This window comes from Rhizobium sp. L9 (assembly GCF_002531885.1).
Lineage (GTDB): Bacteria > Pseudomonadota > Alphaproteobacteria > Rhizobiales > Rhizobiaceae > Rhizobium.
Map to the genome: position 1 here is coordinate 76,187 of NZ_NWSZ01000018.1, position 16,468 is coordinate 92,654.

The window sequence follows — 16,468 nt, forward strand, 5'->3', positions numbered from 1 at the left end:
AATATGGACCAACGTCAAGCCCTCGCCGCCTTCGGCGCGCTTTCGCAGGAGACGCGCCTTCATATTATTCGCATGCTTGTCGTATCGGGTCCGGAGGGATTGGCAGCGGGCATCATCGCCGAAAGAGCGGATGTTTCGCCGTCCAACGTCTCCTTCCACCTGAAGGAGCTGGAGCGAGCTGGCCTGATAACCCAGCAGCGGGAATCCCGCTCCATCATCTACACCGCCAACTACGAAGCGCTCGGCGGCCTGATCCGTTTCCTGATGGAGGACTGTTGCGGCGGAAACACGCAAATCTGCGCGCCCGCCGTCGCCATCGCCACATGCTGTGCGTCTGCAATAAAGGAGGAACTGCAATGACCGCTGACCGTGTTTACAACGTGCTCTTTCTTTGCACCGCCAATTCGTCCCGCTCAATCCTGGCCGAATCCATCCTCGAGACCGAAGGCAAGGGCCGATTCAGGGCCTATTCCGCCGGCAGCCAGCCGAAGGGCGAGGTCAATCCCCTGGCGTTGAAGGAGCTTGCGGCACTGGGTTATCCCTCGACCTGCTTCCGCTCGAAGAGCTGGGACGAGTTCGCCAAGCCCGACGCACCGGAGATGGATTTCATCTTCACCGTCTGCGACACCGCCCACGGCGAAGCCTGCCCTGTCTGGATCGGCCATCCGATGACCGCTCACTGGGGCGTCGAGGATCCGGCCGCCGTCGAGGGCAGCGAGGTCGAGAAAGCCCGCGCCTTCGCACAGGCCGCCCGCTTCCTCAAGAACCGGATCATTGCCTTCCTCAGCCTGCCGCTGTCGTCGATCGACAAGTTGGCACTGGAGCAGCACCTGCGCCAGATCGGCGGTATGGAAGGCACGACCGCGAAACCGGCGAGGGACGGCTGATGGCGCCGTTCGATCTATCACGCCGGCTGGTCGCAGAGGCGCTCGGCACTGCAATGCTTGTCGCGACCGTCGTCGGCTCCGGCATCATGGCGACATCGCTGACTGACGATATCGGCCTCGCTCTCCTCGGCAACACGCTTGCGACCGGCGCGATCCTGGTGGTTCTGATTACCACCCTTGGACCGATCTCCGGCGCACATTTCAATCCGGCCGTCTCGCTGGTCTTGGCCATGTCGCGTTCGCTGCCGAGAAGTGATCTGGGCGGCTATGTGCTCGCGCAGATCGCCGGCGGCATCGCAGGGACGATCGCCGCTCATCTGATGTTTGCGCTCCCCCTTCTGGAAATATCGAGCAAGGTCCGGACCGGCGGCGCGCAGTGGTTTTCCGAAGGTCTGGCGACCTTCGGCCTGGTCGCGGTCATTCTCGCCGGCATCAAGTTCGAGCAGAAGGCGGTGCCATGGCTGGTCGGTCTTTACATCACCGCCGCCTACTGGTTCACCGCCTCGACGTCATTCGCCAATCCGGCCGTTGCGTTCGCCCGCTCACTGACCGACACATTCTCCGGCATTCGCCCGGTCGATCTTCCGGGTTTCTGGATCGCTGAAATCCTGGGCGCGGCCGTCGCTCTTTTTCTGTTCACCTGGCTGCTGCAGTCAGCCGAGACATCCTCATCGAGCCTGCCATCAGAGGCGAAGCTATGAACGTCACCATCTACCATAATCCCGGCTGCGGCACCTCGCGCAACACGCTGGCAATGATCCGCAATGCCGGCGTCGAGCCTGATATCATCGACTATGTGAACAACCCGCCATCGCGTGAGGATCTGGCGAGAATGATCGCCGATGCCGGTCTCACCGTGCGCCAGGCCCTTCGCGAGAAAGATACGCCTTATAAGGAACTCGGCCTCGACAATCCTGATCTGACAGATGACCAGCTTCTCGACGTCATGCTGGCGCAGCCGATCCTGATCAACCGGCCCTTCGTCATCACGCCGCTCGGCACGCGCCTATCGCGACCGTCCGAGGTGGTCCTGGAAATCCTGCCGGAGACGCACATGGGTGCCTTCACCAACGAAGACGGCGAGAAGGTCCTGGATGCGGACGGCAAGCGCGTCTGAGCCGTCCAGCCTGACAGGTCCGCAATCCTACTTGATGACCGCCGAGCCTTTGACGATGTCGATCATCTCGCCGCCGTCGAGCCCGATCCGGTCGCCGTCGGGTGTGGTCATGAAGCAGCCGGAGGAACAGAGACTTTCGGAAGCGCCGGCATCGACCACGACTTCGACGCGCTGTCCACCCTCGGTGATGACGAGCACCACGGCGGCAGGATCGGTATTCGTGATGGATGCGGCATTGACCGCGGGCGCGGCAAGCAGCGGGACAAGCAGAACGGCGGCAAATCTTGCCATCATGTGCGGCGGCGCCAACGCGCCCTCCCCTCAAAAGATCGGTGCTGCCCTCGGCAGCGATCCCGATGGAAGGGATCATGCACATAGACCTGTGAATGATGGCTGAATAAGCTGTTCAGCTCTCCGCTGCGCGCCCGCGCAGCTGGCGCACCGGCCGCACTTCTTCCTCCACTGGTCTATTCTCGGAATTCTCATGGCCGTCCGCATGTTCCTTAACCGCATGGGGAAGGACGGAGGCAGCCTCCCGATGGATGGTAAGGTCGCTCTGTGGCAGCGGGATTTCTATGCCTTCCGCCTTGAAGCGCTTGAGGATATCGATCCTGAGATTGTTGCGCACCGTCAGGCCGTCGCCCATGTCGGCGAGGAAGAAGCGAAGCTCGAAATCGAGCGAATAGGGGCCGAAGCGCAGGAATTCGACATGCGGCTCGGGATTGCGCATGACGAGCGGTATCTTCGCCGTCAACTCTAAGAGAATATCCATGACCTTTTGCGGATCGGCGTCGTAGCTGACGGAAACCGGGATTTCCGACCGACCGATCTTGTTGCGGTGCGTCCAGTTGCCGACGAGGCCGTTGATCAGTTCCGAATTCGGCACGATGATCGCCTGCTTGCGGAAAGTCTCGATCTCGGTAGCGCGCACCGAAATGCGCTTGACGATCCCTTCGGCCGTGCCGGAGACGACGTGATCGCCGACCTTGAACGGCCGCTCGACCAGCAGGATCAGGCCTGACACGAAGTTGGAGACGATGTTCTGCAGGCCGAAGCCGATACCGACCGAAAGCGCCGAGGCGACGAGCGCGAAGCTCGACAGATCGATGCCGGCGGCGGAGACGCCGATGATCGCCGCAATGCCGACGCCGAGATAGCCGATACCTGTCTTCACCGAATTGCGTACGCCAAGATCGACATGGCTTCGAGCCATCACATTGCCGTCGAGCCAGCGCTGCAGCCAGCGAGTTAGCAGGTAGACGCCGGCAAACAGCAAGATGCCGGTGCAGATGCCGAGCAGCGAAATGCTGATGCCGCCGAGCTTGACCTCGGTGAACAGCCGGTAGGCGATCAGCTGCAGGTCCTGCACATGGAAGCCCCAAAGCAGCAGGATAAGCGGAATGCCGACGAGCAGCGCCACCGCATAGATGGCAAGGCCGACGAGCAGGCCAACCTGATCAATCGCCACGGGTCCGAGGTTGAAACGACGTGTCAGGAAGCGCGCGAAGAAAGTATCGCCGAAGCTCTCCTGCCGAGATATCGCCTTGCCGGAGAGCAGACCGACATACATGGTGGCAACGACTGCGCCGGTGATGATGAGCTGTGTGGCGACGAAACGCGCCAGCCCCACATAACCTGCGAGCGCTGAAACGATCAGGGCAGTGCCGACGACGCGCAGGATGATTGCCATGCCGCGCGGCCAATGTCGGCCCGGCGCGTCGGGATCACCGTTCCTCGCCAGCATCGGCTTGCCGAAGGAGGCTACGATCAGGATGATGCCGATGATGAGCGCGGCGACCAGGCTTCTGACCACGGTCAGCACCAGCGGCGAGCCCATCGCTTCGCCGATGCTGCTGAAGAGATAGTCGAGTCCGTTGATGACTGCCATCGCCAGGAGGCAATAACCGATTGAGCGCGCGCCTAGGTTGGAAAGCTTGACTAACCGCCAGCGCGGTTCGTGCGGCGCGAAGATAGCATTGACGAAGCGGCCGACGAAATAGACCAGCCCGATCGTCCCGAACAGTGCGCCGATGACGGGCGCGATATCCGGCCGCAGCACGTTGAAACTGTTCAGGAAGAAGAAGGACGTGACGAGCAGCACCGAGAGCGCCAGGGTGCGGATCAGCGTCGACCAGAAGGCGATCGACAGCCGGCCGATATAGGACGGGTTCTCGACAGCCTCGTCCCGGCGCAGATATGAGCCGAACAGCCGGTAGCTGCCGGAAAGCAGAATGAGTGCCGAAGCGAGCGACAGGAAGATCGCCGCAAAAAGCGGGAAGCGCTTGAACTTCCAGACGAAGGTGGCCCAGCTCGACAGCGCCGTGGCAAATTCGCCAGTCTCCCGCACGAAGGCAGTCGCCGCATCGTCGAGGACGGAGACCGAGATTTCGGTGCGCTTGAAGAGCGTATCGGCAAACAGCTGCCGCCGCATCTCGATGATCTCGTTCATGAGCTTCGTCACCGCGATCGACAGGTTTTCCGCATCGCCCGTCACCGCGTTGATCTGCGCACGTTCGGCGGCGAGCGCATTCCGCTCGTCCGTGACGATCTGCGCCTCGGGAGGCTGCCCATCCTTCGGGGGCTCGCCGATCTCGGCCAGCCGGTTCTTGATCTGGTCGAAACGCGGCCTCAGGTTGACCGATATGGTGATGACGGCGCGGCTGAGCTCGTCGGCCTTGGTCGCAAGACCGACCAGCGCATCGTCATTATCGGCGTTCGCCTTGACGCTGTCCTGAAGTGAGCCAAGCTGGACCTTCGCCTTTTCGATCTCCTTCGCCGCCTGGGCGGAAGGTGTATCGACAAGCGGCGCCTCTGCTGCTGCCGCCTGCGGCTGCGGTTCCTGCGCGAAGGCTGCTGCGCTCTCGAAATGCGCACCGGCGGGCGCCAGCGTCACGAGAAGAATGGTGCGAAGCAGGATGGATCTCAGCCGCAAAAAAGCCTCCGAAAAGGTTGTCATCGAAATTGAATGCTCGCTTTTCATCGCAAAGAAAGGCGACAGAAAGGCGGGAGATGCCTAAAGCGCCCTGCCCACCGAGCTTGTCCATGCCGCGCTCATTCGTCCAAACAGCTCAGAACCCTGAATCGGGCTTGGAGAGATAGTCGAGTTCTGCTGCCGTCGATTCCCGCCCGAGCATGGCATTGCGGTGAGGAAAGCGCCCGTAGGCGGCGATTACCTCGCGGTGACGGATCGCATAATCGAGATATTCCTCGTCACCGAGCGCGGTGAACAGGGCCACCGAACGGTCCTGCTCGTCGAGGTTCTCGGCGTGTTCGAAGGGCAGGTAGAAGAAGGTCCGGCAAGCATGTTCAACCGCTTGGTCGGCACCGGCCGCAAGCGCAAGCTTGGCTTCCCGAAGGGCGAGCCCGTCGGTAGCAACGGCAAGCCCCGTGCCGCGATAGATGTTGCGGGGAAACTGATCGAGCACGATGACGGCCGCCAGCCGGCTCACCGGATCGGCCCGCCATTCATCGCCGACGCCCGCGGCAAGCGCCAGATGCGTATCGCGGAAAACATCCCGGATCTCGACATCGAGTTCCCGCGGGGGGCGAAACCATAGGTCGCGGCCACATCGAACGAACCAGAAATCGTAGACTTCGCGAGGTGTGCGGATCGTTGTCATGCTTTCCTCCCGCCGCGTTAGGTTCGATGACGTTATGCCGGCAAGCTCTAGTAAAAATAGGACAAGGTGTGCCTGCGGCACCCTCATCCGCCCTACAGGCACCTTCCCCGTTGGGGAGAAGAGGGAGTCGAGACGTTGCCGCCAATCTCTTCTCCCCAGAGGGGGGCCGAAGGACGGGTCGAGACCCTTGGCTCGACCCCGGTCGTCGGTGCCGGCAGCCAGATGAGAGGGCCGCAGGCACACACCCTTCATCGTGACCTTCCACCTCTACCTACTTCTCCTCATGCAACGAAAACACCAGCATCGCCCTCGTCCCATCATGCCCGGGATCGTAAGCGAAATCCGATTTCAAGCTCGCGGCCATCGCCGTCAAAATCCGTGTGCCGAGGCCCGTTCCCCTCGCCGAGTTCTCTGGAGCAAACCCCGCTCCGTCATCTTCGACGATCAGGCGCAATTCGCCGTCGATCTGATCGACAACAACGCGGATCTCGCCTGAGACGCCGTCGGGATAGGCATATTTGAAAGCATTGGTGACGAGTTCACTGACGATCAACCCGAGCGTGATCACCTTGTCGGTCGCCAGGTTGACCGGTTTTGCGGTCAGCACGATACGGTGCGGCCGCTTGTCGTCGCGCATCGAAGCTTCAAGCTCGGTCAGCAGGCTGTCCAGATATTCATCGACCTGCACCGAGCCGACCTGCCGGTTGGTGTAGAGCCGGCGGTGGACGCTCGCGATCGCGTTGATGCGCATCTGCGTCTCGTGCAGCGCATCGATCGCCACCTGGTCCTGGGTCATCGAGGATTGCATGCGGATCAGCGCGCCGACGAGGCCGAGGCTGTTGGCGATGCGGTGGTTGACTTCGGCAAGCAGCATTTCGGCGTGGTCGCGCTGCTGGCGGATCACCTCCTGCGCCTGCGCCGTCTCGCGGCGGAAGCGGGCCCGCTCCAGCGCCTGTTCGAGGGCGGCGGCGAGCAGGTCGAAATAATCGGCCGAAATCCCCTTCAGCATGTAGTCATCGGCACCCGCCTTCAGCGCCGCGACCGCAATGCTGGTGTCGTCCGACCCCGTTGCATAGATGACCGGCGGATGATCCGGCACGGACGTGATGCAGGGCAGAATGTCGAGTCCGGTCTCGCCGCTCAGGAGATGATCGAGCACGACCGCATCGATGCCGCCTTCGGCGATCCGCGCCAGGCCGGCAGCACCACTCTGCGCCCACTCGACCGAAAAGCCGCAGCGCGCAAGGTTTTTCTGCATCAGGAGCGCGAGCCCCTCGTCGTCGTCGATATAGAGGATGAGGATCAGGGCATCCGCATCGCCGCTAGAATTGCTCATTCCGTCTCCCGGCGTTCTCTCTAAGCAACGACCGCCCGCAAGCGTCCGAGTCGTCGGCATGAGCACTGTCGTATTGCATTGACCGCCTGAGGTAAACATCGCTCATCGCTCGCTCTTGTCGCAGGCGACGTTAGCGCTTCTGGAATTTCCGATGGCCGGAAACTTCGGCGCCCGCCTCCTTCGGCAATTGCAGAAAGCGCAGCGACGAGACGATGCCGATTGCGCCGACCACGACGAAGGCCCATCGGAAATCGGCCATGACGGGATTGTCAGCACCTCTGAGAGCAGAGGAAATATTGAGCACGGCGGCTGCCACCGCAACGCCGAGCAGCATCGACATCTGCTGCAGCATGCTCGACAGCGTCGAGGCCGAGCTTCGCTGCGCCGGGCCGATATCGGCAAAGGCGAGCGTGTTCAGCGCCGTGAATTCCATCGACCGCGACAGGCCGGCGAGAAAGAGCAGCGCATGGATGAAAAACGGCGGCGTCTCCGGCGTCAGGAAACCGCAAGCAACGATCGAAAGCGCGGCAATCAGTCCATTGAGCCCGAGAACGGTGCGGAAGCCAAAGAAGCGCAAGAGCGGTGTCGTCACCGCCTTCATGCTGAAATTGCCGAGAAAATACACGAGCAGATAGGCGCCGGCGGCAATCGAGCTCAGTCCGAAGCCGAGCTGGAACAAGAGAGGCAGCAGGAAAGGCGTCGCATTGATGGCCGTTCGGCAAGCCGTGCCCGCCGAGAGCGTCGACATGGAAAAGGTCTGGACGCGGAAAGCCGAAAGATCGAGCAGCGGATTGTCGACGGCAAGGAAATGCCGCGTCGCCATAACCGATAATACGACGCCGGCCGCCAGCATGGAGATGACCGGCCAAATCCCGCCTTCCCATTTGACCGAAAGCTCCAAGGCCGCGAGCAGCAGGGTCAATCCGGCAGCGCTCAGGACAAAGCCGAGAATATCCAGCCGGCCGGGATCGGCCTCCCGCTGTTCGGGCACGAAGCGCAGCACCAGTCCCATGCCGACGATGCCGATCGGAATATTGATCAGGAAGTTCCAGTGCCAGCTGGCATAGGTGGTGATGAAGCCCCCGAGCACAGGGCCGACCACGGGCGCCGTCAGCGCCGGCCAAGTGATGAGCGCAATCGCCTGGACGAGTTCGGATTTGCGGGCATTCTTCAGCACGATGATGCGCCCGACCGGCGTCATCAGCGCGCTCCCTGCCCCCTGCAGCGCCCGCCACAGCACGAATTCTGTGAGGCTGCCGGAGAGCCCGCAGAACAGCGAGGCGCCGGTGAAGACGCCGATCGACACCAGGAAGACGCGGCGCGCGCCGAAACGATCGCCGAGCCAGCCCGACAGCGGAATGAAGGCCGCCATCGTCAGCATGTAGACGGTGATGCCGATGCTCATCGACACCGGCTGCACGCCGAAGCTTGCCGCCATCTGCGGCAGCGAGGTGGCGACGATCGTGCCGTCAAGGATCTGCATGAAGAAGGAAACGGCAACGACCAGAGCCACGATCTTCGCCTGGCGGCCGTTTGCCGCCTCTTGTCCCTGCTCGCTCGTCTCTGCCGTGGTCATGGATCCGCCAATGAAAATTCCGGATGACGCGGCAGGGAAGCGGGAGGAAGCCGATCGGAGATCTGCCGCGAGGGGAGCGCGGTTGAACCACGCACTGGCTGAATACGCCTGTTGCATCAGGCCCGAAAGGCTAAATCTCGCACTGCACCGGAATTTCCCGAGACGGCCGGCATGGACAAAAGAAGAAGGCCTCACCTGGAGGCGAGGCCAAGTTTGAACCGCTCCCGGGAAACAGGAGCGGCGTCGAGGTCCATACCCTGCGGTCCATCCGCCGGCGAGGCCGGATTTCGTCGTATCGGTACGCCTGCACGGGAAATTTTCACGAGTTGCCAGGAGATCGGTCGAAACCCGGCCGGCAGCACCTGTGCGCCGCAGTAACTAATATCACTTGCAATGTTTATAAAATGCGATATCACTAAACACATTGCTAAACATGATGATTGAGGAGTTCATGTGAGCATTCTCTGAAACGGGTGAACATGCGACGCCGGTGGGGAGCCGGTCTTGGTTCTGGGAGGAACTTATGCAGAAAACATCGAAAGCCCTTTTGGGGCTGGCCACGGCGCTCGTAATGTCGTCGGCATTGCCCAATCTCGCCAAAGCCGATGAACTTACGCTGTGCTGGGCCGCTTGGGACCCTGCCAATGCACTCGTTGAGCTCTCGAAGGACTTCACCGCCAAGACAGGCACGCAGATGAAGTTCGAGTTCGTTCCCTGGACGAGCTACGCCGATCGCTTCCTTAACGAGCTGAATTCTCACGGCAAACTCTGTGACCTCATCATCGGCGACAGCCAGTGGATCGGCGGCTCGGCCGAGAACGGCCATTACGTCAAGCTGAACGACTTCTTCGACAAGGAAGGCATCAAGATGGATGACTTCGTGCCGGCGACGGTCGTCGGCTACTCGGAATGGCCGAAGAACACGCCGAACTATTGGGCGTTGCCCGCCATGGGCGACGTCGTCGGCTGGACCTACCGCAAGGACTGGTTCGAAAAGCCGGAACTCCAGAAGGAATTCAAGGCGAAATACGGCCACGATCTCGCAGCTCCGAAGACCTATGATGAGCTGAAGCAGATCGCCGAGTTCTTCCAGAAGCGCGAGATCGACGGCAAGACCGTCTATGGAGCCTCGATCTATACCGAACGCGGGTCCGAAGGCATCACCATGGGCGTCACCAACGTCCTTTACGACTGGGGTTTCCAATACGACAACCCGAAGAAGCCCTACGAGATGGAAGGCTTCGTCAACTCGGACGATGCGGTCAAGGGCCTCGAATTCTACAAGTCGCTCTATGACTGCTGCACGCCGCCCGGCAGCTCCAACGTCTATATGGTCGAATCCGCCGACGCCTTCAAATCCGGCCAGGTCGCCATGCAGATGAACTTCGCCTTCACCTGGCCCGGCCTCTACAAGGACGAGAAGGTCGGCGGCGACAGGATCGGCTTCTTCCCCAATCCGGCGGAGAAGGCGCATTTCGCCCAGCTCGGCGGTCAGGGGATCTCGGTGGTTTCCTATTCCGACAAGCGCGACGCCGCCCTGCAATACATCAAATGGTTCGCACAGCCTGAGGTGCAGGCCAAATGGTGGGAACTCGGCGGCTTCTCGTGCCTGAATTCCGTCGTCAACGCGCCTGAGTTCGCCAAGAGCCAGCCCTATGCCCAGGCTTTCCTGGACTCGATGGCGATCGTCAAGGACTTCTGGGCCGAGCCAAGCTACGCCTCGCTGCTGCAGGCCATGCAGAAGCGCGTCCATAACTACGTCGTCGCCGGCAACGGCACTGCCAAGGAAGCGCTCGACGGCCTGGTGAAAGACTGGAGCGACGTCTTCAAGGACGACGGCAAAATCTAGTGCCTGACGGGACTGGTGGCATCCCTCTGCGCGCCATCCTCACCAGGATGGCGGCCCGGATCGGCAGACGAGCCGGGCCGCCGGATCTTTCATATCCGAAAAGACCGGGTGAAAACTTGACCATTTCCCATCCCTCCATCGTCGAGAAAGCCGCCGACGCGACAGCAAGGGCAACGCCCGCCTCGTTTGCCCGGCGCGTCCGCGGCCTCTCCGACAGGGCGATCGTCTGGCTGTTCATCGCGCCTGCCATCACCCTGCTCCTGGCGATCAACATCTTCCCGCTCATCTGGGCGGTCTATCTCTCCTTTACCAATTACCGCGCCAACCGGCCGAATGCGCCGGTCCTGGGCGTCGGCCTTGGAAATTACGAACGCGTTCTCAACGATCCCGATATATGGCAGGCGATGCAGACCACCGCCCATTTCGTCTTCTGGACGATCCTGCTGCAGACGGTGATCGGTTTTTCGCTCGCCTACCTGATCGACCGCAAGTTTCGCGGCCATGCCTTCTGGACGACGATTATCCTGATTCCGATGATGCTGTCGCCCGCCGTGGTCGGCAACTTCTGGCGCTTTCTCTACGAGCCGCAGATCGGCCTCTTCGCCTATGCCGTCTCGCTGGTGTCGGGCATTCCGACATCCGATATCCAGATGCTCGGCAATGTCTCTCTGGCGCCCTGGGCGATCATCATCGTCGATACCTGGATGTGGACGCCTTACGTGATGCTGATCTGCCTCGCCGGACTGCGCTCGATCCCCGACTATATCTACGAGGCGGCCGAGGTCGATCGTGCATCGCCCTGGCGTCAGTTCTGGTCGATCACCGTGCCCATGGCCCTGCCCTTCATCATGCTCGCGGTGCTTTTCCGCGGCATCGAGAATTTCAAGATGTTCGACATGGTGACGCTGCTGACCGGCGGCGGACCGGGCTCGGTCACCGAGGTCGCCTCGATAACGCTGAAACGCGCCGCCTTCGAAAGCTGGGCGACCGGCCGGGCCTCGGCCTTCGCCATCGTCCTCTTCGTCGCGGTGTTCGGCCTCGCCAACATCTACGTCAAGGCATTGAACAAGGTGAAGCAAAGATGAGCGCCGCCAACTCCGCCCATTCGGTCGTCGAGCCGAGCCTCAGCAGCAAGCGCATCGCCGGCACGATCGTCGTCCTCTATGCGCTGATCACCCTCATCCCGCTCGTCTGGATCTTCCTGACCAGCGTCAAATCGCCGCCGGATTCGATCAGCTATCCCCCGAAGATCGTTTTCACGCCGTCGCTCGAAGGCTATTGCAATCTCTTCACCACGCGCACGCGGCAGACACCTGATTACATCGCCTCGCTGCCGGCGCCGGTCGGCACCTGCGATGAGGTGACGCGCAAGCGCAACATGGTGATCGCAGGCCCGTCAAACTTCCTGCCGCGCTTCGTCAACTCGCTTGTCATCGCCTTCGGCTCCACCTTCCTGGCGGTCTTCCTCGGGACGCTCGCCGCCTACGGCTTCTCCCGCTTCAGGGTGCCGCTCGCCGACGACCTGCTGTTCTTCATCCTGTCGACGCGCATGATGCCGCCGATCGCCGTCGCCATCCCGATCTACCTGATGTATCGCGAGCTCGGCCTGTCGGACACGGCGCTCGGCATGATCCTGCTCTATACCGCCGTCAACGTCTCGCTCGCCGTCTGGCTGCTCAAGGGCTTCATCGACGAGATCCCGCGCGAATACGAGGAGGCGGCGATGATCGACGGCTATACGAGGCTGCAAGCCTTCCGCAAGGTCGTGCTGCCGCAGGCGACCACTGGCATTGCCGCGACTGCGATCTTCTGCCTGATCTTCGCCTGGAACGAATATGCCTTCGCCGCCCTTCTCACCTCGGGCGAGGCCCAGACCGCGCCGCCTTTCATCCCGACGATCATCGGCGAAGGCGGGCAGGACTGGCCGGCGGTCGCCGCCGGCACGACGATCTTCCTGATCCCGATCCTCGTCTTCACTATTCTCCTGCGCAAGCAGCTGCTGCGCGGCATCACCTTCGGAGCCGTCCGCAAATGAGCCACCTGATCGAGACACGCACCCGCACCCCTGCCCGCCCGAAACGGCCATTCTTGCTGCGCCGCGGTCCGATGGAGAATATCGCCACCGTGCTGATCGGGCTCGGCTTCCTGATGCTGTTCCAGCCCTTCCTGCTGGTGCTCTACACCTATTCGCTGGTGACCCTGCTGATCGGCACCGTCATGTTCATCATCGTCTCGAAATTCCCGGAGTAAACCATGGCGGACATCCGGATCGAAAATCTCCGCAAAGAATTCGGCAACTTCGTCGCCGTTGAGAATTCGACCTTCAGCGTCCATGACGGCGAGTTCCTGGCGCTGCTCGGGCCTTCCGGCTGCGGCAAGACGACGACGCTTCGCATGATCGCCGGCCTCGAGTTGCCCTCGAGCGGCAAGATTCATCTCGACGGCGAGGACGTCACCTTCAACCGCGCCAGCGCCCGGGACATCGCCTTCGTCTTCCAGCTCTTTGCGCTCTACCCGCATATGAATGTGCGCAAAAACATCGGCTTCCCGCTGCTGTCGCAGGGCATGCCGAAGGCCGAGATCCGTCAGCGCGTCGAAGAGACCGCCCGCCTGCTGCAGATCGACCATATTCTCGACCGCTCGGTCTCGGGCCTTGCCGGCGGCGATCGGCAGCGCGTGGCGCTCGGCCGCGCCATCGTCCGCCGCCCGAAATGTTTCCTGATGGACGAGCCGCTCGGCACGCTTGATGCCGAGTTCCGCGAGATCATGGTCCACGAGCTCCGCGAGCTTCACAACCGCATCCATGCCACCACCGTCTATGTGACCCACGACCAGCACGAGGCGATGGCGATGGCCGACAAGATCGCCGTGATGAACCACGGCGTCATCGAGCAGTTCGGCACGCCGCAGGAGATCTATGCCAAGCCGGCGACCATGTATGTCGCCGACTTCATCGGCTCACCGCCGATGAACTTCATGCGCTTCACCTCCGGACTGAAGAGCGGCGACAGATCCATCCTGCTCGACGGTGTCAATGTTGCCGTTCCCGAGATCCATCAGGACATGGCCGAAAGTGAACTGGCGCTCGGTGTCAGGCCGGAGCATATCCGCTTCAGCGACGCCTCGCCCCTTCGCGGCGCCGTCTACGGCAGCGAATATCTCGGCACCAATCAGGTTGTAGCAGTGGAAACCCCGGGCGGCCTGATCAAGGCCCGCGTTCCCGCCAACCGCAGCTTCCGGATCGGCGAGACCGTCGGCCTTGAATTTAACCCGGCGAACCTCGCGCTCTTCGACTGCGTCTCGGGCCGCGCGGTGCCATCCCAGCTCTATCAGGAGACCCGGCATGGCTGATGTCGTCCTCAGAAATCTCAGCAAGCGCTTCGGCGACACCCTGGCTCTTGATGAGCTCGATCTCTTTATCCGCGACGGCGAATTCGTCGTGCTGCTCGGTCCCACAGGCGCCGGCAAGACCACGACGCTCAGGCTGATCGCCGGCCTTGAAAGACCCGACAGCGGCCGCATCGAGATCGGCGGCCGCAACGTTGCGGCCGAAGCGCCGGCCGGGCGCGACGTCGCCTTCGTCTTCCAGCAATATTCGCTCTATCCGCACATGACGGTTTACGAGAACCTCGCCTTCCCGCTGAAGGCGCCGGTGCGCAAGCTGAGTGCGGAGGAGATCGACCGGCGCGTGCGCGAGGTCGCGCGCATGGTCCGCATCGACCACAAGCTCGAAAACCGCTCGACCAGGCTCTCCGGCGGCGAGATGCAGCGCGTCGCGATTGGCCGGGCGCTGGTGCGCCGACCGGCGATCTATCTAATGGACGAACCGCTGTCCTCGCTCGACGCCAAGCTGCGCGCCGAACTGCGCCTGGAGCTGAAGCGCATCCAGAAGGAGCTCGGTTCGACGCTGCTCTATGTCACCCACGACCAGGTGGAAGCCATGACCATGGCCGATCGCATCGGCATCGTCGCCGAGGGCCGGCTGCTGCAGGTGGGAACGCCTCGGGAAATCTACGGCAATCCCGCCAACCTGCATGTCGCCGCCCGCCTCGGCCAGCCGCACATCAACCTTCTGCCGGCGGACCTGCTGCCGGGCGGCCGTCCGCCCTCCGGCACAAAAACCGTCGGCGCCCGCACCGAACATCTCGATATCGTCGTTGGCAAGGATGCCAATGCCGAGGTCGACTGGATCGAGCATCTCGGCGACCAGAACCATCTGCATATCCGGGCGGGCAATCACAAACTCGTCACACTCGCGGATCCATATCTGGCGATCGCGCCGGGCGACCGCATCAGCCTGACGCTGCGCGATCCGCTTTATTTCGATGCGGCTGGACAGCGCCTGTCGTGACCGGCAAACAAAATGATGATGGCATGAAAACAAACGGACGGGTCTCAATCGATGAAACACTTCTTCAACCGCAGGGAAACCATCGTCACCGAAGCTCTGGACGGCCTGCTTCTGACGACGAGCAGCGGCCGTCTCGCCCGTCTCGACAGCTTTCCCGACATCAAGGTGATCCTGCGTGCGGACTGGGACAAGTCCGGGGTCGCAATCATCTCGGGCGGCGGCGCCGGCCATGAACCCTCCCATGCCGGCTTCGTCGGTAAGGGCATGCTGACGGCGGCCGTCTCCGGCGAGATCTTCGCCTCGCCGAGCGTCGATGCGGTGCTGACGGCGATCCGCGCCGTGACCGGCCCGAAAGGCGCCCTGCTGATCGTCAAGAACTATACCGGCGACCGACTGAATTTCGGCCTTGCCGCCGAAAAGGCGCGCGCCGAGGGCTTCGATGTCGAAATGGTCATCGTCGCCGATGACATCGCCATCCCCGGCATCAACCAGCCGCGCGGCGTCGCTGGCACGCTGTTCGTCCACAAGATCGCGGGCTATCATGCCGAAAGGGGCGAGGACCTGAAAACGGTCGCGGCCCATGCCGCGGCTGCCGCCGGCGATATCGTCTCGCTCGGCATGTCGCTCTCCACCTGCAGCGTGCCTGGACAGGCGCATGAGGATCGCCTCGGCGCAGATGAAGGCGAACTCGGCCTCGGCATCCATGGCGAACCCGGCGCCGAGCGCATCGCGCTGCAGCCGGTCGCTGATATCGTCGGCACCATGGCGGCGCGCCTGAGCCCGGCCTTGCGCGAAGGCGCACACCACGCCCTCCTCATCAACAATCTCGGCGCCGTGCCGCCGCTCGAAATGACCGTCATCGCCAAGACAGTGCTGGCCTCGCCGCTTGGCCGCCACATCAGGCTGATCGTCGGCCCGGCGCCGATGATGACCGCGCTCAACATGAACGGCTTCTCGCTGTCGCTGATCCGGCTGGATGCGACGCGCGAAGCGGCGGTGACGGCTGCGGTCGAGCCGCATGCCTGGAAGCCGGCCGTCGAACGCCACGAGATCAAGGTCATCGTCGCGCCGAGAACGGCGAGCCACTTGAACGGCGCAGCCACACCAGGCGAGAACAGCCGCAACCGACGCCTGATCACGGCACTCTGCGAGCACCTGATCGAACAGGAAAACGAACTCAACCGGCTGGACGGCCGCGTCGGCGACGGCGATACCGGCTCGACGGTGGCCGCCGGCGCCCGCAGCGTGCTCGCCCGCCTCGACACGCTGCCGCTCGACAAGCCGGCGGCAACGCTTGCCTCGCTCGGCGACATCCTCGGCACCAGCATGGGCGGATCGAGCGGCGTGCTGCTGTCGATCTTCTTCACCGCCGCGGCCAAGGCGATGGCCGATAAAGCCGATATATCAGCGGCTCTTCTTGCCGGGCTCGACAGGATGACGTTCTATGGAGGAGCTGGAGTCGGCGACCGGACGATGGTCGACGCTCTGTCACCTGCCCTGCAGGCGCTCGCGTCAGGCGATATCGCTGCCGCGGCAAGGGCAGCGGCATCAGGTGCGGAGTCGACCAAGACGATGACGAAGGCGAGAGCCGGACGCGCCTCCTATGTCGGCGAAAGGGATCTGGCGGGTGTCGCCGATCCCGGCGCGGTCGCGGTTGCCGGCGCGTTCGGCGTAGCGGCAAGTCTTGCCTGACCGGGTAAAGTTCGAAAGCCCCCCGGGAGAGAGGGCGACA

Annotated in this window: 16 protein-coding genes; 11 read left to right on the forward strand and 5 right to left on the reverse strand. The window is 62.5% G+C overall.

Going from position 1 to position 16,468, the window contains the following annotated elements; translation table 11 throughout:
- The first annotated feature begins 3 nt into the window (after positions 1–3).
- The 4 genes from CO660_RS18795 to arsC are packed head-to-tail and all read left to right on the forward strand — an operon-like array spanning position 4 to position 2,004.
- Positions 4–360, forward strand: coding sequence for a metalloregulator ArsR/SmtB family transcription factor (locus CO660_RS18795; RefSeq protein ID WP_085778501.1), 357 nt, complete (start codon positions 4–6; stop codon positions 358–360).
- Positions 357–887 carry an arsenate reductase ArsC gene (locus CO660_RS18800; protein ID WP_097599999.1) on the forward strand — a complete coding sequence of 177 codons (531 nt, stop codon included), beginning with the start codon at positions 357–359 and terminating at the stop codon, positions 885–887. Before CO660_RS18795 ends, CO660_RS18800 begins: the two co-directional genes overlap by 4 nt.
- Positions 887–1,588 carry an MIP/aquaporin family protein gene (locus CO660_RS18805; protein WP_097600000.1) on the forward strand — a complete coding sequence of 234 codons (702 nt, stop codon included), beginning with the start codon at positions 887–889 and terminating at the stop codon, positions 1,586–1,588. Before CO660_RS18800 ends, CO660_RS18805 begins: the two co-directional genes overlap by 1 nt.
- Positions 1,585–2,004 carry an arsenate reductase (glutaredoxin) gene (arsC, locus tag CO660_RS18810; RefSeq protein ID WP_097600001.1) on the forward strand — a complete coding sequence of 140 codons (420 nt, stop codon included), beginning with the start codon at positions 1,585–1,587 and terminating at the stop codon, positions 2,002–2,004. The genes CO660_RS18805 and arsC overlap by 4 nt, the downstream gene beginning before the upstream one ends.
- A 27-nt stretch (positions 2,005–2,031) precedes the next feature.
- Here the strand turns inward: arsC and CO660_RS18815 are convergent, their stop codons facing one another.
- The 5 genes from CO660_RS18815 to CO660_RS18835 form a co-directional block, all read right to left on the reverse strand.
- Positions 2,032–2,298 (reverse strand): hypothetical protein, encoded by a 267-nt coding sequence (locus CO660_RS18815; RefSeq protein ID WP_097600090.1) that lies wholly within the window; start codon positions 2,296–2,298, stop codon positions 2,032–2,034.
- Between the two features lie 112 nt (positions 2,299–2,410).
- A complete protein-coding gene (locus tag CO660_RS18820) occupies positions 2,411–4,936 on the reverse strand; it encodes a mechanosensitive ion channel family protein (RefSeq protein ID WP_097600091.1) in 2,526 nt (841 codons plus the stop codon).
- A 136-nt stretch (positions 4,937–5,072) separates the two neighbouring features.
- Positions 5,073–5,624 carry a DUF924 family protein gene (locus CO660_RS18825; RefSeq protein ID WP_097600002.1) on the reverse strand — a complete coding sequence of 184 codons (552 nt, stop codon included), beginning with the start codon at positions 5,622–5,624 and terminating at the stop codon, positions 5,073–5,075.
- 271 nt (positions 5,625–5,895) lie between these two features.
- Positions 5,896–6,960, reverse strand: coding sequence for a histidine kinase dimerization/phosphoacceptor domain -containing protein (locus CO660_RS18830; protein WP_097600003.1), 1,065 nt, complete (start codon positions 6,958–6,960; stop codon positions 5,896–5,898).
- A gap of 130 nt (positions 6,961–7,090) precedes the next feature.
- The gene (locus CO660_RS18835; RefSeq protein WP_097600004.1) at positions 7,091–8,536 is read right to left on the reverse strand and encodes an MFS transporter; all 1,446 of its coding nucleotides are present in this window, start codon (positions 8,534–8,536) and stop codon (positions 7,091–7,093) included.
- 523 nt (positions 8,537–9,059) lie between these two features.
- On the opposite strand from CO660_RS18835, the gene CO660_RS18840 reads away from it, so the two are divergent.
- The 7 genes from CO660_RS18840 to CO660_RS18870 all read left to right on the forward strand — a co-directional run bounded on the left by CO660_RS18840 (position 9,060) and on the right by CO660_RS18870 (position 16,428).
- On the forward strand, positions 9,060–10,385 hold the full coding sequence (locus CO660_RS18840) for an ABC transporter substrate-binding protein (RefSeq protein WP_097600005.1): 1,326 nt from the start codon (positions 9,060–9,062) through the stop codon (positions 10,383–10,385).
- A gap of 116 nt (positions 10,386–10,501) precedes the next feature.
- Positions 10,502–11,470: a sugar ABC transporter permease gene (locus CO660_RS18845; RefSeq protein WP_097600092.1), complete on the forward strand. Its 969-nt coding sequence runs from the start codon at positions 10,502–10,504 to the stop codon at positions 11,468–11,470.
- Positions 11,467–12,420, forward strand: coding sequence for a carbohydrate ABC transporter permease (locus CO660_RS18850; RefSeq protein ID WP_097600006.1), 954 nt, complete (start codon positions 11,467–11,469; stop codon positions 12,418–12,420). The genes CO660_RS18845 and CO660_RS18850 overlap by 4 nt, the downstream gene beginning before the upstream one ends.
- On the forward strand, positions 12,417–12,635 hold the full coding sequence (locus tag CO660_RS18855) for a hypothetical protein (protein ID WP_085778512.1): 219 nt from the start codon (positions 12,417–12,419) through the stop codon (positions 12,633–12,635). Before CO660_RS18850 ends, CO660_RS18855 begins: the two co-directional genes overlap by 4 nt.
- A 3-nt stretch (positions 12,636–12,638) precedes the next feature.
- Positions 12,639–13,736: an ABC transporter ATP-binding protein gene (locus CO660_RS18860; protein ID WP_097600007.1), complete on the forward strand. Its 1,098-nt coding sequence runs from the start codon at positions 12,639–12,641 to the stop codon at positions 13,734–13,736.
- Positions 13,729–14,736, forward strand: a complete 1,008-nt coding sequence (locus CO660_RS18865; RefSeq protein ID WP_097600008.1) for an ABC transporter ATP-binding protein — start codon at positions 13,729–13,731, stop codon at positions 14,734–14,736. Before CO660_RS18860 ends, CO660_RS18865 begins: the two co-directional genes overlap by 8 nt.
- 51 nt (positions 14,737–14,787) lie before the next feature.
- Positions 14,788–16,428, forward strand: coding sequence for a dihydroxyacetone kinase subunit DhaK (locus CO660_RS18870; protein ID WP_097600009.1), 1,641 nt, complete (start codon positions 14,788–14,790; stop codon positions 16,426–16,428).
- The last annotated feature ends 40 nt before the right edge of the window (positions 16,429–16,468 follow it).